Source organism: Nocardiopsis trehalosi NBRC 14201, assembly GCF_001552555.1.
GTDB classification, from domain to species: domain Bacteria; phylum Actinomycetota; class Actinomycetes; order Streptosporangiales; family Streptosporangiaceae; genus Nocardiopsis_B; species Nocardiopsis_B trehalosi.
Window position 1 is genome coordinate 1 of record NZ_BCRK01000112.1, and the last position, 20483, is coordinate 20483.

15 protein-coding genes are annotated in these 20483 nt (G+C 74.8%); 14 read left to right on the top strand and 1 reads right to left on the bottom strand.

Annotated elements, in window-relative coordinates; genetic code table 11:
- The first annotated feature begins 75 nt into the window (after nucleotides 1-75).
- The 9 genes from NT8_RS18530 (at nucleotide 76) to NT8_RS18570 (ending at nucleotide 9274) form a co-directional block, all read left to right on the top strand.
- On the top strand, nucleotides 76-552 hold the full coding sequence (locus NT8_RS18530) for a DUF2752 domain-containing protein (RefSeq protein ID WP_067971126.1): 477 nt from the start codon (nucleotides 76-78) through the stop codon (nucleotides 550-552).
- A gap of 183 nt (nucleotides 553-735) precedes the next feature.
- Nucleotides 736-1542: an indole-3-glycerol phosphate synthase TrpC gene (gene trpC, locus NT8_RS18535; protein ID WP_067971127.1), complete on the top strand. Its 807-nt coding sequence runs from the start codon at nucleotides 736-738 to the stop codon at nucleotides 1540-1542.
- Between the two features lie 203 nt (nucleotides 1543-1745).
- Entirely contained in the window at nucleotides 1746-2972 is a 1227-nt protein-coding gene (gene trpB, locus NT8_RS18540; protein WP_067971128.1) for a tryptophan synthase subunit beta, read from the top strand.
- Nucleotides 2969-3787 carry a tryptophan synthase subunit alpha gene (gene trpA, locus NT8_RS18545; protein WP_067971129.1) on the top strand — a complete coding sequence of 273 codons (819 nt, stop codon included), beginning with the start codon at nucleotides 2969-2971 and terminating at the stop codon, nucleotides 3785-3787. The genes trpB and trpA overlap by 4 nt, the downstream gene beginning before the upstream one ends.
- Before the next feature lie 270 nt (nucleotides 3788-4057).
- Entirely contained in the window at nucleotides 4058-4600 is a 543-nt protein-coding gene (locus NT8_RS18550) for a MauE/DoxX family redox-associated membrane protein (RefSeq protein WP_067971131.1), read from the top strand.
- Nucleotides 4601-4683: 83 nt separating this feature from the next.
- Complete coding sequence (locus tag NT8_RS18555) at nucleotides 4684-5694, top strand: DsbA family protein (RefSeq protein ID WP_067971133.1); 1011 nt, start codon at nucleotides 4684-4686, stop codon at nucleotides 5692-5694.
- A gap of 9 nt (nucleotides 5695-5703) precedes the next feature.
- On the top strand, nucleotides 5704-6753 hold the full coding sequence (gene lgt / locus NT8_RS18560) for a prolipoprotein diacylglyceryl transferase (protein WP_084469070.1): 1050 nt from the start codon (nucleotides 5704-5706) through the stop codon (nucleotides 6751-6753).
- Between the two features lie 62 nt (nucleotides 6754-6815).
- Nucleotides 6816-8138 (top strand): hypothetical protein, encoded by a 1323-nt coding sequence (locus tag NT8_RS18565; RefSeq protein ID WP_067971135.1) that lies wholly within the window; start codon nucleotides 6816-6818, stop codon nucleotides 8136-8138.
- A 131-nt stretch (nucleotides 8139-8269) separates the two neighbouring features.
- Entirely contained in the window at nucleotides 8270-9274 is a 1005-nt protein-coding gene (locus NT8_RS18570) for a hypothetical protein (RefSeq protein ID WP_084469071.1), read from the top strand.
- Between the two features lie 78 nt (nucleotides 9275-9352).
- Here the strand turns inward: NT8_RS18570 and NT8_RS18575 are convergent, their stop codons facing one another.
- Nucleotides 9353-11002: a bis-aminopropyl spermidine synthase family protein gene (locus NT8_RS18575; protein WP_084469072.1), complete on the bottom strand. Its 1650-nt coding sequence runs from the start codon at nucleotides 11000-11002 to the stop codon at nucleotides 9353-9355.
- 522 nt (nucleotides 11003-11524) lie between these two features.
- Between NT8_RS18575 and gltB the strand changes: the two genes are divergently transcribed.
- The 5 genes from gltB (at nucleotide 11525) to NT8_RS18600 (ending at nucleotide 20454) form a co-directional block, all read left to right on the top strand.
- The gene (gene gltB, locus NT8_RS18580) at nucleotides 11525-16087 is read left to right on the top strand and encodes a glutamate synthase large subunit (protein WP_067971139.1); all 4563 of its coding nucleotides are present in this window, start codon (nucleotides 11525-11527) and stop codon (nucleotides 16085-16087) included.
- A 30-nt stretch (nucleotides 16088-16117) separates the two neighbouring features.
- Nucleotides 16118-17572, top strand: coding sequence for a glutamate synthase subunit beta (locus NT8_RS18585; protein ID WP_067971141.1), 1455 nt, complete (start codon nucleotides 16118-16120; stop codon nucleotides 17570-17572).
- A gap of 183 nt (nucleotides 17573-17755) precedes the next feature.
- On the top strand, nucleotides 17756-18964 hold the full coding sequence (locus NT8_RS18590) for an FUSC family protein (protein ID WP_067971143.1): 1209 nt from the start codon (nucleotides 17756-17758) through the stop codon (nucleotides 18962-18964).
- A gap of 87 nt (nucleotides 18965-19051) precedes the next feature.
- Nucleotides 19052-19453 (top strand): DUF2784 domain-containing protein, encoded by a 402-nt coding sequence (locus tag NT8_RS18595; protein WP_067971145.1) that lies wholly within the window; start codon nucleotides 19052-19054, stop codon nucleotides 19451-19453.
- Nucleotides 19454-19575: 122 nt separating this feature from the next.
- On the top strand, nucleotides 19576-20454 hold the full coding sequence (locus NT8_RS18600; RefSeq protein WP_067971151.1) for a prenyltransferase: 879 nt from the start codon (nucleotides 19576-19578) through the stop codon (nucleotides 20452-20454).
- Nucleotides 20455-20483 lie beyond the last annotated feature (29 nt).

Consider the following 20483-nt stretch of genomic DNA (forward strand, 5'->3'; position numbering starts at 1 on the left):
GGCGCCGCACGGTCCCCGGACCGTGCGGCGCCGCCGCCGTTCCCGCCCCCGCGCGCGTTCCCCTAGGCTGGCGGGGTGGACCACGCCGCGAACCCCCTCGACCACCAGCCGCCCCCGCCGCGCCCGCCCGGCCGCGTCGCGCGCCTCGCGGCCCGCCTGCACCCGGCCACCGGGCCGCTGCTGCTGGGGGCCGCCGGCATCGCCGGCGCCGTCCTGGTGCACTTCGTCGACCCGCACGAGCCCGGGAACTACCCCACCTGCCCGTGGCTGATGATGACCGGCACGTTCTGCCCCGGCTGCGGCACCATGCGCGCCGTCAACGCGCTCACCAACCTCGACCTCACCGGCGCCCTGCGGATGAACGTCCTCACCGTCGCCCTGCTCCCGCTGCTGCTCTACTCCTACCTGCGGTGGGTCTACTACTCCTTCCGGCCGCCCACCCGGCACGTCCGCGCCGCCCACCCGTTCTGGCTGTGGACCCTCCTCGCCGTCATCCTCGGGTTCTGGCTGGTCCGAAACCTGCCGTTCGCGTCCACGCTCGCCCCCGGGTGACCGCCCCACGCCCGGGGCGGTGAACGCGCACCCGCCGGGGATCGCTACGATCGGTGCAGGCGTCGCGGTCCATCCGGACCCGCCACGGCGCCCGAAGCCGTCGCACCCCGCGCGGGACCGCCCGCGCCCGGACGCGCACGGCAGCACCCGGAACCGACCGGCTATCTGAGGGGGCAGTCCCACGTGAGCGTGCTCGACGAGATTCTCGACGGGGTACGCGCCGACCTGGCGGAACGGCAGGCGGCCACGCCTCTGGAGCGGCTCAAGGAGCAGGCCGCGTCCCTGCCCGCGCCGCAGGACGCCGTCGCCGCACTGCGCCGCCCCGGCGTCCAGGTCATCGCCGAGGTCAAGCGCTCCAGCCCGTCCAAGGGCGCCCTCGCCGCCATCGCCGACCCGGCCGCCCTCGCCCGCGACTACGCCGACGGCGGCGCCTGCCTGATCAGCGTCCTGACCGAGCGGCGGCGCTTCAGCGGCAGCCTGGCCGACCTCGCGGCCGTCCGCGCCGCCGTCGACACCCCGCTGCTGCGCAAGGACTTCATCGTCACCTCCTACCAGCTGTGGGAGGCCCGCGTCCACGGCGCCGACGCCGTCCTGCTCATCGTCGCCGCCCTCGACCAGGACGCCCTCGTGTCCCTGGTCGAACGCGCCCACTCGCTCGGCCTCACCCCGCTGGTCGAGGTGCACACCGAGGACGAGGTCGCCCGCGCCCTCGACGCCGGCGCCACCGTCATCGGCGTCAACGCCCGCGACCTCAAGACCCTCCAGGTCGACCGCGACACCTTCGCCCGGCTCGCCCCCCTCATCCCGAGCGACCGCATCCGCATCGCCGAATCCGGCGTCCGGGGCCCGCACGACCTGCTCGCCTACGCCGGGTCCGGCGCCGACGCCGTCCTGGTCGGCGAGAGCCTGGTCAAGGGACGCCACCCGCGCGACGCGGTCGCCGACCTGGTGACCGCCGGCGCGCACCCGGCCCTGCGCGACCGGAGCTGACCATGATCCGGCGCCTTCCGGCCGCACCGCCCGCCGCGCCCTCCGGCACGGCCGGGCGATGGCCCTAGGGAGCCCGCGAACGCGCGGGCTCCCGCCGCCGTGCTGACCCGACGAACCGGTCGGCACGCGCGCAGCCGCGCAGCCGTGCCGACCCCCGTACCGGCGGCCGGCGCCGTCCGGGCGCCGCCGCCATGGAGACCCACATGACGTCCGCACCTCCCGCCGCGTCCGCCGACGCCGGCGGCCACTTCGGCCGCTACGGCGGCCGGTTCAGCCCCGAAGCCCTCGTGGCCGCCCTCGACGAGGTCGCCGCCGCCTGGGAGACCGCGAAGAACGACCCGGAATTCCAGGCCGAGCTGGCCGAACTCCTCGGCAGCTACACCGGGCGGCCCAGCCCCCTTACGGACGCCCGGAACTTCTCCCGCCACTGCAACGGCGCCCGCGTCCTGCTCAAGCGCGAGGACCTCAACCACACCGGCTCGCACAAGATCAACAACGTGCTCGGCCAGGCCCTGCTCACCAAGCGCATGGGCAAGACCCGCGTCATCGCCGAGACCGGCGCCGGCCAGCACGGCGTGGCCACCGCCACCGCCTGCGCCCTCCTCGGCCTCGACTGCGTCGTCTACATGGGCGAGGAGGACACCCGCCGCCAGGCCCTCAACGTCGCCCGCATGCACATGCTCGGCGCCGAGGTCGTCCCGGTGACCATCGGCAGCCGCACCCTCAAGGACGCCGTCAACGAGGCGTTCCGCGACTGGGTCGCCAACGTCGACTCCACCCACTACCTCCTGGGCACCGTCGCCGGCCCCCACCCCTTCCCCACCATGGTCCGCGACCTGCACTTCGTCATCGGCGCCGAGGCCCGGCGGCAGGTCCTCGACCGCACCGGGCGGCTGCCCGACGCGGTCGCCGCCTGCGTGGGCGGCGGCTCCAACGCCATCGGCATCTTCGCCGCCTTCATCCCCGACACCGAGGTCCGCCTCTACGGGTTCGAGGCCGGCGGCGACGGCGTCGACACCGGCCGGCACGCCGCCTCCATCACCGGCGGCTCGCCCGGCGTGTTCCAGGGCACCCGCACCTACGTCCTCCAGGACGAGCACGGCCAGACCGTCCCCAGCCACTCCATCTCCGCCGGGCTGGACTACCCCGCCGTGGGCCCCGAGCACGCCGCCCTGGCCGACAGCGGCCGGGCCGCCTACGCCGCCATCAGCGACGCCGAGGCCATGGAGGCCTTCCGGCTGCTCTGCCGCACCGAGGGCATCATCCCGGCCATCGAGAGCTCCCACGCCCTCGCCGGGGCCCGCAAGATCGGCGCCGAACTCGGCCCGGACGCGACCATCCTGGTCAACCTCTCCGGCCGCGGCGACAAGGACGTCACCACCGCCGCGACCTATTTCGGACTCGTGGACCAGACCGAGGAGCCGGCATGACCGCCGCGACGCCCCTGCAGGCCAGACTCGCCGAGGCCCGCGCGGCCGACCGCGCCGCACTCATCGGCTACCTGCCCGCCGGGTTCCCCGACCCCGCCTCCTCCATCCGGGTGATCGAGGCCATGGTCGCCGGCGGCTGCGACGTGATCGAGGTCGGCCTGCCCTACTCCGACCCCACCATGGACGGCCCCACCATCCAGAAGGCCGCCGACCGCGCCCTCGCGGCCGGCACCACCCCCGCCGACGTGCTCCGCGTCGTCGAGGCCACCGCCGCCACCGGCGCCGCCGCCCTGGTCATGTCCTACTGGAACCCCATCGACCGCTACGGCACCGAGCGCTTCTGCGCCGACCTCGCCGCCGCGGGCGGCTCCGGCACCATCACCCCCGACCTGCTCCCCGAGGAGGCGGGCGACTGGTTCGCCGCGACCGACGCCGCCGGGCTCGACCGGATCTTCCTCGTCGCCCCGTCCTCCACCGACGAGCGGCTGCGGTCCACCACCGCCGCCTGCCGCGGGTTCGTCTACGCCGCCTCCCTCATGGGCGTCACCGGCACCCGAACCCAGGTCGCCGACACCGCCGAGAAGCTCGTCACCCGCACCCGGGCCGCCACCGCGGAGACCCGGCTGCCCGTCTGCGTCGGCCTGGGCATCTCCACCGGCGCCCAGGCGGCAGAGGTCGCCGGCTACGCCGACGGCGTCATCGTCGGCGCCGGCTTCTGCCAGCGGGTGCTCGACGCCCCCGACCTCGACACCGGCCTGTCCGCGGTCCGGGCGTTCGCCGAGGAACTCGCCGCCGGGGTCCGCACCCGGCGCTGAACCGCCTCCGGGGGCCGTCCGGCGGCCCCCGTCGGCGTCCTCCCCGGTGAGAGCCTGGTGAGAAACGGGTGAGAACACGGCCGCGCGCCCCCATCGGGAACCTTCCGGGGGCCGCGGCCGACTACTGTCCCGAGGTGCGGCCCGCCGGAACCCCGGCGGGCCGACCATGTGTGACGCCACCGTCACGTGCAGTAGTATCCGGCTCTGTGCGGCCTCCGCCGGGACGGCGGGCGGCGCACGCGCCCACCCGACTCCTCCCCCGGGGGACCCATGGACACCGAAGACCGCCCGGCGGCCGGCCCGGCCGCCGCACCCGCGGCGCCCGACCGCCCGCCCGGCACCGCCCGGCGCCTCGCCGCCGTCCAGCCCTGGGCGACCCTGGCCGCCCGACTCGCCCTCGCCGGCGTGCTCGCCTACGCCGCCGCCACCAAGCTGCCGCCCGCCCTGTCGGTGCAGTCCGTCGAGGCCTACCAGCTCTTCCCGCCGGCCGTCGCCGAGTTCATCGGGCTCACCCTCCCGCTGCTGGAGTTCGCCCTGGCCCTGCTGCTGGTCGTGGGCCTCGCCACCCGCTACGCCGCCGCCGCCACCGGCCTGCTCATGGTCGTCTTCATCGCCGGCATCGTCTCGGCGTGGGCCCGCGGCCTGAGCATCGACTGCGGCTGCTTCGGCACGGGCGGCCCCGTCGCCCCCGGCGAGACCGCCTACGGCACCGACATCGCCCGCGACCTCGTCTTCCTCGCGCTGGCCGTCCTCATCACCGTGTGGCCGCGCTCCCCGCTCGCGCTCGACCGGGCCTTCGGCCTGCACCGCTGAACCACCCGCACCCCCCACCCGCACCCCACCCGCCGCGCGCGACCGCCGCGCGGCCCGACCCGACCAGGAACGGTGAACCGCACATGGGCAAGGCGTCCCGCCAGGCGTCCCGCGAACGACTCCGGCAGGAGCGGCTGAAGGAGCAGCGGCGTGCCAAGCGCACCCGCACCCTCGTGGTGGCCGGCGCCGCCCTCGCCGTCGTCCTCCTCGTCGTCGGCGGCGGCTACCTGTACCTCTCCGCGGAGCGCCGCGCCGACCAGCGGGCCGCCGAGCAGTACGCCGACCTGCCGCCGCAGACCGTCCAGCAGGACGGCAGCGTCGTCCTCGCCCGGGAGGGCGCCGACGCCCCCGTGGTCGAGGTCTACGCCGACTACCAGTGCCCCGGCTGCCGCCAGTTCGAGCTCACCAGCGGCCCCACCCTGCAGAGCCTCGCCGCCGAGGGGCGCGCCATCGTCCACTACCGGCCCGTGAGCATCTTCGCCCAGCGCCCCGACCCGCTCGGCACCAACTCGCTGCGCGGCGGGGCCGCCGCCCGCGCCGCCGCCGACTTCGGGAAGTTCGTCCAGTACAACGACCTGCTGTTCGAGCACCAGCCCGCCGAGGGCCAGGCCGGGTTCGCGCCCGAGGACCTCAAGCAGTGGGGGAGCGACGCCGGCATCGACGACCCCGCGTTCGCCGAGCGCGTCGACGCCGAGAGCACCGTCGCCGACCGCTTCACCGGCGAGTACTACCCCGACCTGGTCGCCCGCGCCCAGGACGCCCTCGGCGAGGACGAACTCGCCGCGATGAGCCTGCGCGACCTCATCGACTGGGGGAGCGGCAACGGCGTCGACGCGTCGTTCCTCGACGGCACCTACGTCGGCGGGCTCATCGACGCGACGGCCGCCGTCGGCGAAAAGTACGCTGAGGGGGACAACGCGTTCGGTTCCACGCCGTCGATCTACGTCAACGGGACCCTCCTCGGCAACGAGGCCTACTCCGGCAACGGCATCGAGGAGGCCGTAGAATCCGCTGAGCCCGGCGAGGTCGACACCCGACCGCTCGCCACCGACGACTCCGCGGCCACCCGTGAGTCCCCCGACTCCAAGGAATAGACCCGAGCGATGATCCTCCCGTCGACCACCGACGAGGGCGCGGCCGGCACCGGCCGCGCCCTCGCGGCCATCCCCAGCCCCGAGGTGAGTTCCCTCTCCCTCGGGCCGCTCACCATCCACTTCTACGCCCTGTGCATCCTGGCCGGCGTCATCGCCGCCGTGTACTGGAGCGAGCGCCGATGGGCCGCCATGGGGGGTGAGAAGGGCACCATCATGGACCTCGCGGTGCCCGCGGTGATCCTCGGCCTGGTCGGCGGCCGGCTCTACCACGTCATCAGCGACTACCAGCTCTACTTCGGCCCCGGCCGCGAGCCCATCCGCGCCCTCTACATCTGGGAGGGCGGCCTCGGCATCTGGGGCGCCATCCCGCTCGGCGCGCTCGGCGTGTGGCTCGTCGCCCGCCGCCGCGGCCTGTCGATGTCCCGGCTGTCCTTCGCGATCGCCCCCACCATCCCGCTCGCGCAGGCGCTCGGCCGCTGGGGCAACTACTTCAACCAGGAGCTGTTCGGCGCCCCCACCGACCTGCCGTGGGCGGTGCGGATCTCCCTCGACTACACCTACAACGCCAACGGCGACCCCCGGCCGGGCATGCAGCTGGTGCCCGGCAGCACCACCGAGTACTACACCACCTACCACCCGACGTTCCTCTACGAGTCCCTGTGGTGCCTGGGCCTCGCGGTACTGCTCGCCTGGCTCGGCCGCCGCTACGAGGACCGCCTGTTCGGCGGACGGCTCTTCGCGGTGTACGTGATGGGCTACTGTGTGGGACGGTTCTGGATCGAGTATCTTCGGGTCGACCCCGCCCACGACATCCTCGGCCTCCGGTTGAACAACTGGACGTCGATCGCGGTGTTCCTGGGCGCGCTCGCCTACTTCTGGTGGGCCGGGCGGCGGCCGGACGCCTTCTCCACGCGGGTGCTCCCGGTCGGCCACGACCCCGGAACCCAGGTGTTCGACACCGACCCCGCCTCGGGCGGGCAGCACCGGCCCGACGGCCCCACGACCGTCGCCCCCGACGGCGGCGGCGAGACCAGGACCGACGGCAGCACACGCGACTGACAGGCACAACGGGTCCGCGGCGCCGCGCCGCCGCGGACCCCGCCGGATGGATGAGTACGCACGTGAGCAGATCCGACTCCGCACGCACGGGCCGACGCCGGTCGCGGCGCGCCCGCCGCGACCGGAACCCGCGGGACGATCACGGCCCCGAGTACCACGCCGACGACGACGGGTACGGCGACCGCGCCACCGACACCGCGCCGCGGCGCTACGCCGACGACGGCCCTGACGACGGCTACGCCGACGACCGCTACGCCGACGACCGCTACGCCGACGACGGCGGGTACGACGACGGCGGGTACGACGGCGAGGACCGCGACGGCGGCGACCCGTACGACGACGACCGGTACGACGGCGACCCCGACGACGCCGCCGAAGGCGACGACGAGGCCGCCGGCGCCCCGCGCCGCCGCGGCCGCGGCGCGCGCCGCGCCGGCCGGTCCCGCTCCGGCGGCTCCCGCGGCCGGGGCCGCGCCGCCGACCCCGCCCGCCGCGGCCGCCGCGGCGTCAAGCCCGGCGGCGGCGTCGACCCGCTCTCCAAGTTCTCCGCCTCGGCGCTGCGCCGCGTCACCGTCCTCGGCGACCGCCCCAGCCAGGTCGTCTACACCCTCGCCGAGCAGTCCCGCCGCAAGCGCGGCACCGCCGTCCTGGGCACCCTGCTCGGGCTCTGCGGCACCGCCCTCGTCGCCCTGCTCGGCGTCCTCGTCTACCAGCTCGTGCTCGTGCCCGGCGGCGTCGCCGGCAACGGGGCCGGCGCCATCGTCGAACCGCCCGAGGGCCACTCCACCCTGATCCCGGAGCTGTACCAGGGCGAGACCGAGAACAACGAGGTGTTCGCCCCCATCAGCGAACGCCCCGCCGACGCCGAGCCCATGGCCCAGGAGCAGGTCTTCGGCCCCGCGGAGAAGCTCGAACTCGGCGAGACCCAGCTGCTGCTGGCCGACTCCGAGACCACCGACACCTGCACCGCCATGGTGTGGGGCGACGGCGTCGCCCAGGCGCTCGCCGACAACGGGTGCACCTCGGCCGCGCGCGGCGTCTACCACGACCCCGAGAAGGAGTACGTGGCCCAGTTCACCCTGTTCGACCTCGCCGACGCCGAGGCCGCGGGCAGCGTCGCCGTCGCGCTCGACCCCACCGACCCCACCTCCGCCCCCGGGTTCCTGCTGCCCATGGAGGACGGCGTCGAAGGGCTGCACACCGGCTACAGCCAGGCCACCTCCCAGGTCATGGGCCACTACCTGGCCGTGTACTGGGTGGCCCGCAGCGACGGCGGCGCCCCCGGCGACGACGAGACCATGGCCACCCTCAACGTGGTGGCCATGAACGCCTCCCGGTGGGTCTACCAACAGGTCGGCGCGGCGCAGGAGGAGCAGGAGAAGTGACCCCGGCCCCGGGCCGGGGGAGCCCCGGCTGCGGCTAGGATTGCGCACCGGCGGCGGAAACCTCCCCGCGGCCCCTCCGCGCCTCGCACCCCCGCGAGTCCCGCGTCCCCCCGACCTTCCGAGAGGTTCAGGTGCCACCTTCTGAGTCGTCCGTATCCGGTTCCCGCGGCCGGCGGAGGAAAACCGACGAGGCCGACGCCATCGAAGGGCTCGCCGCCCCCGCGCGGCGCACGGGCGCCAAGGGGTCGCGCCGCCGGCGCAAGGGCGGCGGAAAGAAGCGGAGCCCGCTGCTGCTGGTGCTCCTGGGCCTGCTCGGCGCGGCCGTCGTCGCGCTCGCGGTGGTGCTGGTCCTCCGGTTCACCGGCGGCGGCGCGGCGGCGCCCGAGAACGCCCGGCCCGCGGCCTACGGCGTCTTCGACTCGCAGAACATCAGCGAGGCGCTGCCCACCCGCGAGGCCGACCGGCGCCCCCTGGCCGAGGGCGAGATGTTCGAACGCGGCAACGAGGAGATCGACAGCCGCGGCATCACCTTCACCCTGGCGGCGTCCTCGCTGAGCGACGACTGCGCCGGCGCCGTGTGGGGCGACGCCGTCACCGAGGCGCTCGCCGCGGCCGACTGCACCCAGGTCGCCCGGGCCGGCTACACCTCCGACGAGTACGTCGGGGTCGCCGCCATGTTCAACCTGGCCGACACCGAGGCCGCCCAGGCGGTCGCCGAGTCCATGGAGCCGCCCACCGACCCCGAGGCCGAGGCCCCCGGGTTCGTGCTGCCGCCCACCGACGAGGAGCCGTTCAACGTGCTCGGCGCCGGGTTCAGCCAGGCCGAGGCGACGGTCAGCGGCCACTTCCTCGTCGTCACCTGGACGCAGGCCACCGACTCCACCGACCCCGCCGAGCGCGAGCAGCTCACCTCGCCGCTCATCGCCCTCAGCGGCTTCCAGGACCCGCTGTACCGGCGGGTCGTGCAGATGGAGAGCTCCGGCGCCGGCAGCGCCACCGAACCCGCGACCGAGCCCGGGGCCGACACCACCGGCACCGAGGCCCCCGACGGCACCGCGGGCACGGGCACCGAGGTCCCCCAGACCGGCACCGAGGTGCCCGGAACCGGGACCGGTACCGAGGTCCCCACGGGCTGACCCCGCCGCCGCACCCCGTTCGGTGCCGTCCGCGTCCGCGCGGGCGGCACCGCCGCGTTCCCCGGCGGGGGAGCGGCGCTAGTCGGCCGGGTGGTCGGTCGGGTGGTCGGCCGGGCCGGGCAGGTCCGCCACCGCCACCGCCGCCGCGACCGCCGCCCGCAGCGCCGGGAACCGGTGCCCGGGCAGGTCCAGCAGGGTGTGGCCGGGCAGCCACGGCGCGGCCGCCGCCAACCGGGTGCGGGCCGTCTTCTTGTTCACCGGCGCCCCCAGCTCCGCCGACACCCGGATCAGCCCCTCGCGCAGGGCGGCCCCCAGCGGCGCGTGCGCCCGCCCCAGGACGTGGTGCAGCACCCGCTCCGCCGCCCCCGCCCCGTCGCGCGGGCCGTGCCGCCGCGCCACGACCACCGTCGTGCGCGGCCCCGGCACCCCGCGCAGGAACCGCACAGCGAACGCGGGCTCCACCGCCGCCCGCAGCCGCGACTGCCCGGCCGCGTCGCGCACCTCCGGCGCCGACGACGCCACCACGACGTGCGTCTCCGCCGCGCCGCTCGCCAGCACCGCCCGCGTCAGCAGCGCGTCCCAGCCGCCCGTCAGGTCCACCGCCGCCCGGTGCGCCGCGACGGGCGCCTCCAGCCACGCGCCGAGCCCCACCCGGCGCACCTCCGGCCCCGCCGCCTCCGCCGGCCACGCACCCACGGCGGTGTCGGCCCCGGCCCGCTCCAGCACCTCCCGGGCGGCGTCCGCCCCCAGCCCGCCCGACGCCTCCTTGGCGTTCGCGCCCCGGCTGTAGACGCGGGCCGCCTCACCCCGGTCGGCCCCCGGCGCCCGCGTGGTCGGCCGCAGCACGTACAGGTCGCTGGCCGCGCCGATCGCCTCGGCGCCCAGATACCGGTTGAAGTCCGGGAACACCGCCTCGAACACCAGGTGCATCCGCGCCAGCCGCGCCTGCGTCCGCGCCACCAGCCCCGGTGTGGTCTCGCTCGCCCCGTAGGCCACCAGCACCCGCGACCGGCGCGGGTCGGCCAGCCCCTCCAGGCCGCGCCGGACGAACAGCTCCACCCCCTCCGGGGTGTAGGGCGGGTCGGTGAACACCAGGTCGCCCCAGCCCCGCACCGACGGCGGCAGCCCCAGCCGCAGGTCGGCGAAGTGGCAGCGCACCGGCAGGCCGAGCCGGCCGGCCGCCGCGTCGATGTAGTCCAGCATCCGCTCGTCGATGTCGACCACCACCGCCTCGGCGTCCGGCGCCACCAGGGTGGTCGCCAGCGACGTCAGGTCGTGGTCGCCCACGCACAGCAGCCGCGCCCCCGGCAGCGCGAACCGCGCCGCCAGGAACACCCCGCGGCGCAGCGCCGTGCGCGCCGTCGCCGCCACGTGGTCGAGGTCGGTGCGCGGCCGCGGCGCCTCCGCCACCAGCCGGCGCAGCTCCGCCCCCGCCGCCGGGTGGGCGTCGGCCAGGTGCGCCACCGGGTCGGCGGGCTCCGGCCGGGCGAACCCCGCGTAGCCGTCCGCCCGCACCAGCCGCACCCGCTCGCCGTCGCGCTCCAGCTCGCCGCCGAGCGCGGTCAGCACCGCGTCGACCCTGCGGTGGGCCACCGCGGTCGCGCGGACGAGGTCGCGGGGCGTCCACCACGCGCCGTCCGCCAGGGCGGCGAGCACCCGGTACAGGCGCGCGGCGTCGACGCCCTGCTCGGCGAGGAGGGCGGTGAGGGCCGGCGGATGATCGATCACCGGACGATCATCCCACGCGGGACCGCCCGCCCGGCGCCGCGCGGACCCGCCCCCGCGCACCGCCGCGCGGCCCCGCCGGCGCGTTTCGGCGGGCCCCCGCGAAACGGACACCGCACTCGTGCGTACACTCATGGGCGGATAACCTGGAGGTCGGCGCGGCATCCGTTTCGCGGATGTTTGCCACCCCCGGTCGTTGGAGAAGATCACGCCGAGCCCACCATGGCGGTGGGCGGGCGTCCCCACTCCACCGGACCGGTGGGCGCCGGCCTCGACCACCGCACTGTGGCGGTGGTCGGTCTAGACCTCCGACCCGCGTCGGGGCTGGACCCCCGTACAATCGACCGCCGCGCCGCGGCGCACCCGACCGCCACCGGTCGCCACGAGGACGTGCACGCAGCACCGGCATGCGCCGGACTGTGCCACCGGTGCCGGGTGCCACCGCAGCGCAGCGCCACGCAGCAGGGCCAATGTCGTCCCGGATGCGCTTTCCCCAAAGCCAGACGTACGACGACAGGAGGGTAGATGCCTGCTGGCCAGGTGCAGCGTTCGTCCGTCCGACCGAACGCCGAGTCCACTTCCGAGGGCCTGTACGACAGCACTTTCGAGCACGACGCCTGCGGTGTGGGCTTCGTCGCCGACCTCTCCGGCCGTCGCGGCCACGACATCGTGCAGAAGGCGCTCACCGTTCTGCGCAACCTCGACCACCGGGGCGCCTCCGGGCACGACCCCGACGACGGCGACGGCGCCGGGATCCTCACCCAGATCCCCGACGCCCTCTACCGCGAGGTCGTCGACTTCGACCTGCCCGAACCCGGCGCCTACGCCACCGGCATCGCGTTCCTGCCGGTCGACGCCGCCGAGCGCGCCGCCGCCCAGGCCGCCGTCGAGGCCATCGCCGCCGACGAGGGCCTGACCGTCCTCGGCTGGCGCGACCTGCCGTTCGAGCCCCGCTACTGCGGCCCGGCCGCCCGCGAGGTCATGCCGTTCTTCGGGCAGCTCTTCGTCGCCGCCGCCCCCGGCGGCCCCGCCGAGGGCCGCACCGGCATCGAGCTGGAGCGGTTCGCCTACTGCGCCCGCAAGCGCGCCGAGCACGAGGCCGGCGTGTACTTCCCGAGCCTGTCCCCGCGCACCATCGCCTACAAGGGCATGCTCACCACGCCGCAGCTCGAACCGTTCTTCCCCGACCTGTCCGACCGGCGCTACACCTCCGGCCTGGCCCTGGTCCACTCGCGGTTCTCCACCAACACCTTCCCGTCGTGGCCCCTGGCCCACCCGTTCCGGTTCGTCGCCCACAACGGCGAGATCAACACCGTCAAGGGCAACCGCAACATGATGCGGGCCCGCGAGGCCACCCTCGCCAGCGACCTGCTGCCCGGCGACCTCAGCCGCATCTTCCCCATCGTGGACGCCGAGGACTCCGACACCGCGTCCTTCGACGCCGCCCTCGAACTGCTCCACCTCGGCGGGCGGTCCCTCCCGCACGCCGTGCTCATGATGATCCCGGAGCCGTGGGAGAACCACACCGAGATGGACCCGGCGGTGCGGGCCTTCTACGAGTTCCACTCCATGCTCATGGAGCCCTGGGACGGCCCCGCCTCCGTCTCCTTCACCGACGGCACCCTCGTCGGCGCCGTCCTCGACCGCAACGGGCTGCGCCCCGGCCGCTACTGGGTGACCGACGACGGCCTCGTCGTCCTCGCCAGCGAGGCCGGCGTCCTCGACATCGACCCCGCCACCGTCGTCCGCAAGGGCCGGCTCCAGCCCGGTCGCATCTTCGTGGTCGACACCGCGCAGGGCCGCATCATCGAGGACGAGGAGATCAAGGCCGAACTCGCCGCCGAGCACCCCTACGCCGAGTGGCTGGAGCGCGGCGTCGTCCGCCTCGCCGACCTCCCCGCCGCCGACCCCGCCCCCGTGGACGACCTCGTCCGCCGGCAGCAGGTCTTCGGCTACACCGAGGAGGAGCTGCGGATCATCCTCACCCCGATGGCCCGCACCGGCGCCGAACCCATCGGCTCCATGGGCACCGACACCCCCGTCGCCGCCCTCTCCACCCGCTCCCGGCAGCTCTTCGACTACTTCTCCCAGGGCTTCGCGCAGGTCACCAACCCGCCGCTGGACGCCATCCGCGAGGAACTCGTCACCAGCCTCGCCACCGTCCTGGGCGCCGAGGAGAACGTGCTCTCGCCCGACCCGGAGGACTGCCGGCGCATCGTCCTGCCCACCCCCGTGGTCGACGACGCCCAGCTCGCCGCCGTCACCGCCGTCGGCGGCCCCGGCGGCGACCCCGCGTTCCGCGCCTACACCGCCGACGGCACCTACCCGGTCGCCGGCGGCGGCGCCGCCCTGTCGGCCCGCCTGGACGAGATCTGCGCCGAGGTGTCCGCCGCCATCGCCGGCGGCGCGCACATCGTCGTCCTCAGCGACCGCGCGGCCGGGCCCGACCGCGCCCCCGTCCCGTCGCTGCTGCTCACCGGCGCCGTCCATCACCACCTCGTCCGCGAGAAGACCCGCACCGAGGTCGGCCTGGTGGTCGAGGCCGGCGACGTCCGCGAATGCCACCACGTCGCCCTGCTGCTGGGCTACGGCGCTTCCGCCGTCAACCCCTACCTGGCCCTGGGCACCGTCCGCGACCTGGTCGAGCGCGGCGTCATCGGCGGCATCGACGCCGACACCGCCGTCCGCAACACCGTCAAGGCGTTCGGCAAGGGCGTCCTGAAGATCATGTCCAAGATCGGCGTGTCCACCGTCAGCGGGTACATGGGCGCCCAGATCTTCGAGGCGCTCGGCCTGGGCCGCGAGGTCGTGGACCGGTGCTTCACCGGCACCACCTCCCGCCTCGGCGGGGTCGGGTTCGACGTCCTCGCCGAGGAGGTCCGCATGCGGCACGCCACCGCGCACGCGGACAACCCCGCCGACCACCGCCGGCTCGCCGTCGGCGGCGAGTACCAGTGGCGGCGCGAGGGCGAACCCCACCTGTTCAACCCCGAGACCGTGTTCAAGCTCCAGCACGCCACGCGCACCCGCCGCTACGAGATCTTCAAGGAGTACACCTCCCGGATCGACGAGCAGGCCGGCAACCTCATGACCCTGCGCGGCCTGTTCCGGCTCCGCGAGGGCGTGCGCGAACCCGTGCCCATCGAGGAGGTCGAGCCGGTCTCCGAGATCGTCAAGCGGTTCTCCACCGGCGCCATGTCCTACGGCTCCATCTCGGCCGAGGCCCACGAGACCCTCGCCATCGCCATGAACCGCCTCGGCGGCAAGTCCAACACCGGCGAGGGCGGCGAGGACCCGGCGCGGTTCACCCCCGACGCGGACGGCGACCTGCGGCGCAGCGCCATCAAGCAGGTCGCGTCCGGCCGGTTCGGGGTGACCTCGCACTACCTCACCAACGCCGACGACATCCAGATCAAGATGGCGCAGGGCGCCAAGCCCGGCGAGGGCGGCCAGCTCCCCGGCCACAAGGTGTACCCGTGGATCGCCGACACCCGGCACTCCACCCCCGGCGTCGGCCTCATCTCGCCGCCGCCGCACCACGACATCTACTCCATCGAGGACCTCGCCCAGCTCATCCACGACCTGAAGAACGCCAATCCGCGGGCCCGGGTGCACGTCAAGCTCGTCTCCGAGGCCGGGGTCGGCACCGTCGCCGCGGGCGTCTCCAAGGCGCACGCCGACGTCGTCCTCATCTCCGGCCACGACGGCGGCACCGGCGCGTCCCCGCTGACCTCGCTCAAGCACGCCGGCACCCCGTGGGAGCTGGGCCTGGCCGAGACCCAGCAGACCCTCCTCCGCAACGGGCTGCGCGACCGCATCGTCGTCCAGGCCGATGGGCAGATGAAGACCGGCCGCGACGTCATCGTCGCCGCCCTCCTGGGCGCCGAGGAGTTCGGGTTCGCCACCGCGCCCCTCGTCGTCTCCGGCTGCGTCATGATGCGCGTCTGCCACCTCGACACCTGCCCCGTCGGCGTCGCCACCCAGAACCCGGAGCTGCGCAAGCGCTTCACCGGCAAGGCCGAGTTCGTCGTCAACTTCTTCGAGTTCATCGCCGAGGAGGTCCGCGAGTACCTCGCCGCGCTCGGCTTCCGCACCCTGGAGGAGGCGGTCGGCGCCGTCGACCTGCTCGACACCGCCGGCGCCGTCGACCACTGGAAGGCCGCCGGGCTCGACCTCGCCCCGGTCCTGCACAGCGCCGAACCGTGGGCCGGCGACCACCGCCGCCACATGCGCGCCCAGGACCACGGGCTGGAGAAGGCCCTCGACAACACCCTCATCCAGCTCTGCGAGGGCGCCCTGGAGTTCCGCGAACCCCTCAAGCTCGACCTGCCGGTGCGCAACGTCAACCGGACCGTCGGCACCATGCTCGGCCACGAGGTCACCCGGCGCCACGGCGCCGACGGCCTCCCCGACGGCACCATCGACATCACCTTCACCGGCTCCGCCGGGCAGTCCTTCGGCGCGTTCGTGCCCAAGGGCGTCACCCTGCGGCTGGTCGGCGACGCCAACGACTACGTCGGCAAGGGCCTGTCCGGCGGCCGCATCACCGTCCGGCCGCACCCCGACGCGCCCTATGCCGCCGAGGACCACATCATCGCCGGCAACGTCATCGCCTACGGCGCCACCTCCGGCGAGGTGTTCCTGCGCGGCGTGGTCGGCGAGCGGTTCTGCGTGCGCAACTCCGGCGCGCTGGCCGTCGCCGAGGGCGTCGGCGACCACGGGTGCGAGTACATGACCGGCGGCCGCGCCGTCGTCCTCGGCCCCGTCGGCCGCAACTTCGCGGCGGGCATGTCCGGCGGCATCGCCTACGTGCTCGACCTCGACACCGCGCGCGTCAACGGCGAGATGGTCGACGTCGACCCGCTCGACGACGACGACCGGGCGTTCCTCCTCGACGTGCTGGAGCGGCACCGCGCCGCCACCGGCTCCGAGGTCGCCGCCGCGCTGCTGGCCGACCCCGACGCCGCGCCGGCGCGGTTCGGCAAGGTCATGCCGCGCGACTACAAGCGGGTCCTCGCCGCCCGCGCGGAGGCCGAGAAGGCCGGCCGCGACGTCGGCGAGGCCATCATGGCCGCGGCCCAGTCCTAGGCAGCGCCACCGGAAGGAGGGAGAAGGAACATGGGCGACCCCAAGGGTTTCCTCAAGATCACCGAGCGGGAGCTGCCCGCTCACCGGCCCGTCGACGTGCGGATCCAGGACTGGCGCGAGGTCTACGCCGACTTCGACCGCGGCACCGTCACCCGCCAGGCGTCGCGCTGCATGGACTGCGGCATCCCGTTCTGCCACAACGGGTGCCCCCTGGGCAACCTCATCCCCGAGTGGAACGACCTGGTCCACCGGCACGACTGGGGCGAGGCCATCGAGCGGCTGCACGCCACCAACAACTTCCCGGAGTTCACCGGGCGGCTGTGCCCCGCCCCCTGCGAGTCCGCGTGCGTGCTCGGCATCAACCAGCCCGCCGTCACCATCAAGAACGTCGAGGTGTCGATCATCGACCGGGCGTGGGAGGAGGGCTGGGTCCGCCCCCGCCCGCCCCGCGTGCGCACCGGCCGCACGGTCGCCGTCGTCGGCTCCGGCCCCGCCGGGCTCGCCGCCGCCCAGCAGCTCACCCGCGCCGGGCACGACGTCACCGTCTACGAGCGCGCCGACCGCATCGGCGGCCTGCTGCGCTACGGCATCCCCGAGTTCAAGATGGAGAAGCGGCACATCGAGCGCCGCATCGGGCAGATGGCCGCCGAGGGCACCGCGTTCCGCACCGGCGTGAACGTCGGCGTGGACCTCACCGTCGAGGACCTGCGCGCCGACCACGACGCCGTGCTGCTGGCGGGCGGCGCCACCGCGTGGCGCGACCTGCCCGTCCCCGGCCGCGACCTCGACGGCGTCCACCAGGCCATGGAGTACCTGCCATTGGCCAACCGGGTGCAGGAGGGCGACTTCGCCGCCCCGCCGATCAGCGCCGAGGGCAAGCACGTCATCGTCATCGGCGGCGGCGACACCGGCGCCGACTGCGTCGGCACCGCGCACCGCCAGGGCGCGGCGTCGGTCACCCAGCTGGAGATCATGCCGCGCCCGCCCAAGGAGCGGCCCGAGAACCAGCCCTGGCCGACCATGCCCATGCTGTACAAGGTCACCAGCGCCCACGAGGAGGGCGGCAAGCGGCTGTACTCGGTCAACACCGTCGAGTTCCTCGGCGACGACCAGGGCCGGGTGCGCGCCCTGCGGCTCGTCGAGGTCACCCGCACGGCCGCCGGCTTCGAACCCGTCGCGGGCACCGAGCGCGAGATCCCCGCCCAGCTCGTGACGCTGGCCATGGGCTTCGTCGGACCGCAGAAGGAGGGGCTGCTCGACGCGCTCGGCGTGGAGCTGGACGGGCGCGGCAACGTCGTCCGCGACGCCGACTACGCCACCACCGTCGACGGCGTCTTCTGCGCCGGCGACATGGGCCGCGGCCAGTCGCTCATCGTCTGGGCGATCGCCGAGGGCCGCTCCGCGGCCGCCGGCGTCGACCGCTACCTGGGCGCCGACAGCCACCTGCCCACCGCCATCCCGCCGACCGAGCGCCCGCTGGTCTGACCCGCGGCCGCACCGCTCCGGGCGCTGCCCCCCGCGACAGGGGGGCGGCGCCCGCGCCGTTCCCGTCGCGAGGGGGCGGGACGTTCCGCCCGTTCCACTGGAGACCCGGGCATCTCACAGGCCAGTTTCCGGCCCGGCCGGGTAGAGGGGCCGAGCGGACCGGGCAGAGCGGGGGGATGCGGGATGACGACGGGGGCGACGGCGCGGCGGCGGGCGCCGGGGCAGGGGCGCGTCGACCGGGCGCGGCAGTGGGCGCGCCGGGCCGTTCGCGCGGACGGCCACGAGCGGCACACGGTGCTGCTGATCGCCAAGAGCACGATCGCGGCGTGCGCCGCCTGGGCGGTCGCCTACTACGGGCTCCAGGCGAAGTCGCCGGCGTTCGCCCCGTTCTCGGCGGTGCTCATCATGAACGTCACCGTCTACCAGTCGGTGGCGCAGGCCCTGCGCTACATCCTGGCGGTCGCCGCCGGGGTCGCCCTCCAGGGCGTGTTCGGCTTCCTCGCGGGCCCCGACCTGCTCACCTTCGCCCTGGTCGCCGCCACCGCCCTGATCATCGGCCGGTGGCCCCCGCTGGGGTCCCAGGGCACGCAGGTCGCCACCGCCGCGTTCTTCGCGTTCTCCACCTACCTGGCGGCCACCACCACCGCCGACCGGTTCACCCAGCTGGGCCAGATCGTGCTCCTCGTGCTCATCGGGTGCGGGATCGGCGTCCTGGTGAACGTGGTCCTGCTGCCGCCCATGCGGTTCCGCAGCGCCGAGTACGGGGTGCAGACGCTCGCGAGTTCGCTGTGCGGGCTGCTCGACGACATGGCGCCCGCCCTGCGCGACGACGTCCCCGACGCCGAGCGCACCGGCCAGTGGCGCACCCGGGCCGAGCAGGCCGAGCGCCTGGTGCCGCAGGCGCGCACGGCCGTGCGGACCGCCCAGGAGAGCGCCTACTACAACCCGCGGCTGCTGCTCCGCCGCAACCGCCGCAACCGGTCCTTCTCCGGGTACGAGGCGGTGGCGCAGGCGCTGGAGCGCGTCTCCTACCAGATGGTGTCGCTGACCCGCAGCCTCGACCAGTGGAGCGAGGACGAGCCCAGCGCGCGCCACCGCGCGTTCCTCGGCGCCTACGGCGACTTCCTCGCGGCCATGGCCCGCCTCACCCGGATCATGTCCGAGCTGGACGAGGACCGGCTGGCCGCGCAGGCGCGGGAGCTGTGCGAGGCCGCCGACGGCGCCGATGAGTGCCTGTCGACCCTGGTGGAGCGGTCCCAGGACATCGACCTGCCGCTCACCGACCACACGCGGCCCTACGGCCTGCTGCTGGTGGAGGCGCGCCGGCTGATGGACGAGTTCCGCCACACCTGCGACGTCCTGCGGCAGGTGGCGGACGGGACGGCGCGCTGAGCACCCCGGGGTGGGCCCGGGTACCCGGGCCGGACCGGGTACGCGTACTCATGGCCGCGGCGGGGGCGGCGGCGTAGCGTCGGAGGCATGGGCTACCGGTTGATCGCCGAGGCGGCGATGCTCCTGCACTTCGCCTTCCTGTGCTACGTCGTGTTCGGCGGGTTCCTCGCCTGGTGGCGGGCCGCCGCCTTCTGGCCGCACCTGGGCTTCGCGGCCTACGCGCTGGGCATCGTCACCATCGAGTGGCCGTGCCCGCTGACCGCCCTGGAGGACTGGGGGCGGACCCGGGCGGGGCAGGAGGGCCTGCCCACCGGGTTCATCGACCACTACCTCACCGGCGTCATCTACCCCGAGGAGCACGTGCTGACGGCCCGCTTCGTGATGGCGGGCGTCGTCGGCGCCTCCTGGGCGGGGGCCGCCGTGCTGGCGGCCCGGCGGCGGGCGGCGGCCGGTCCGCCGACACCCCGGGCGGGTGTTAATAAGCCGTGAGGATCTCGTGCTACGGAAGGGTGAAATGTCGGTTGTTGTGGCATATGAAGGCGGCAAAATAGGGACAGAATTCGCATCTCACCGATGACATGCGCCCAGGCCGGAGGCGTACATTCGGGCACATGACCATGGTGACCTCGGAAGCCCTCCGCACCGCGGAGCACTTCATCTCGCGCAACGCACGGCTGCTCGACCGCCTCCGGTTCGCGTACCACTTCCAGAGCGGCCCCACCGGTCCCGTCCTGACCGCACTCGACTGCTACCGCAACATCGACGGCGGCTACGGCAACGGACTCGACCCCGACCTCCGCGGCCACGGCAGCCAACCCCTCGCCGTCGAGACCGCCCTGCGCCTCCTCGACGAACTCGGTCCCCTGCCCCGCGACACCGCGGCCTCCGCCTGCCGCTACCTCACCGGCGTCGCCCGCCCCGACGGCGGCGTCCCACCCGTCCTGCCCAGCGCCCGCCACACCGACGCCGCGCCCCAGTGGCACGACGCCGACGACTTCACCGGCGCCCTGCGCCCCACCGCCGCCCTCGCCGGCCTCCTGCACAAGCACCACGCGTGCGGCCCCTGGCGCGACCGCGCCACCGCCTTCAGCTGGACCCGCATCGGCGCCCTCCACTGGACCGACCCCGAGGAGGCCATCGCCGTCTGCACCTTCCTCCAGCACGTCCCCGACCGCCCGCGCGCCGACGCCGAACTCACCCGCCTGCGCCCCATGATCCGCGCCGTCATCGACCTCGACCCCGACTCCACCGGCCCCGTCCACCACCCCCTCGACATCGCCGACCACCCCGACCACATCGCCCGCCGCATCTTCACCGACGCCGAGATCGAGGCCCACCTCGACGCCCTCGAACGCGCCCAACTCCCCGACGGCGGCTGGGACACCCCGCTCAGCACCTGGACGCCCACCGCCCACACCGAGCGGCGCGCCATGACCACCGTCCGCAACCTGCTGGTCCTCCGCGCCTACGGACGTCTGCCCCGGCGCTGACCCCACGGGCGGGCGCCGCCCCGACGCCC

Coding starts and splice junctions, on each gene's coding strand:
- gltB (WP_067971139.1), top strand. CDS start 11,525: ATGCCTGCTGGCCAGGTGCAGCGTTCGTCCGTCCGACCGAACGCCGAG.
- lgt (WP_084469070.1), top strand. CDS start 5,704: ATGATCCTCCCGTCGACCACCGACGAGGGCGCGGCCGGCACCGGCCGC.
- NT8_RS18550 (WP_067971131.1), top strand. CDS start 4,058: ATGGACACCGAAGACCGCCCGGCGGCCGGCCCGGCCGCCGCACCCGCG.
- NT8_RS18555 (WP_067971133.1), top strand. CDS start 4,684: ATGGGCAAGGCGTCCCGCCAGGCGTCCCGCGAACGACTCCGGCAGGAG.
- NT8_RS18585 (WP_067971141.1), top strand. CDS start 16,118: ATGGGCGACCCCAAGGGTTTCCTCAAGATCACCGAGCGGGAGCTGCCC.
- trpA (WP_067971129.1), top strand. CDS start 2,969: ATGACCGCCGCGACGCCCCTGCAGGCCAGACTCGCCGAGGCCCGCGCG.
- NT8_RS18600 (WP_067971151.1), top strand. CDS start 19,576: ATGACCATGGTGACCTCGGAAGCCCTCCGCACCGCGGAGCACTTCATC.
- trpB (WP_067971128.1), top strand. CDS start 1,746: ATGACGTCCGCACCTCCCGCCGCGTCCGCCGACGCCGGCGGCCACTTC.
- NT8_RS18590 (WP_067971143.1), top strand. CDS start 17,756: ATGACGACGGGGGCGACGGCGCGGCGGCGGGCGCCGGGGCAGGGGCGC.
- NT8_RS18595 (WP_067971145.1), top strand. CDS start 19,052: ATGGGCTACCGGTTGATCGCCGAGGCGGCGATGCTCCTGCACTTCGCC.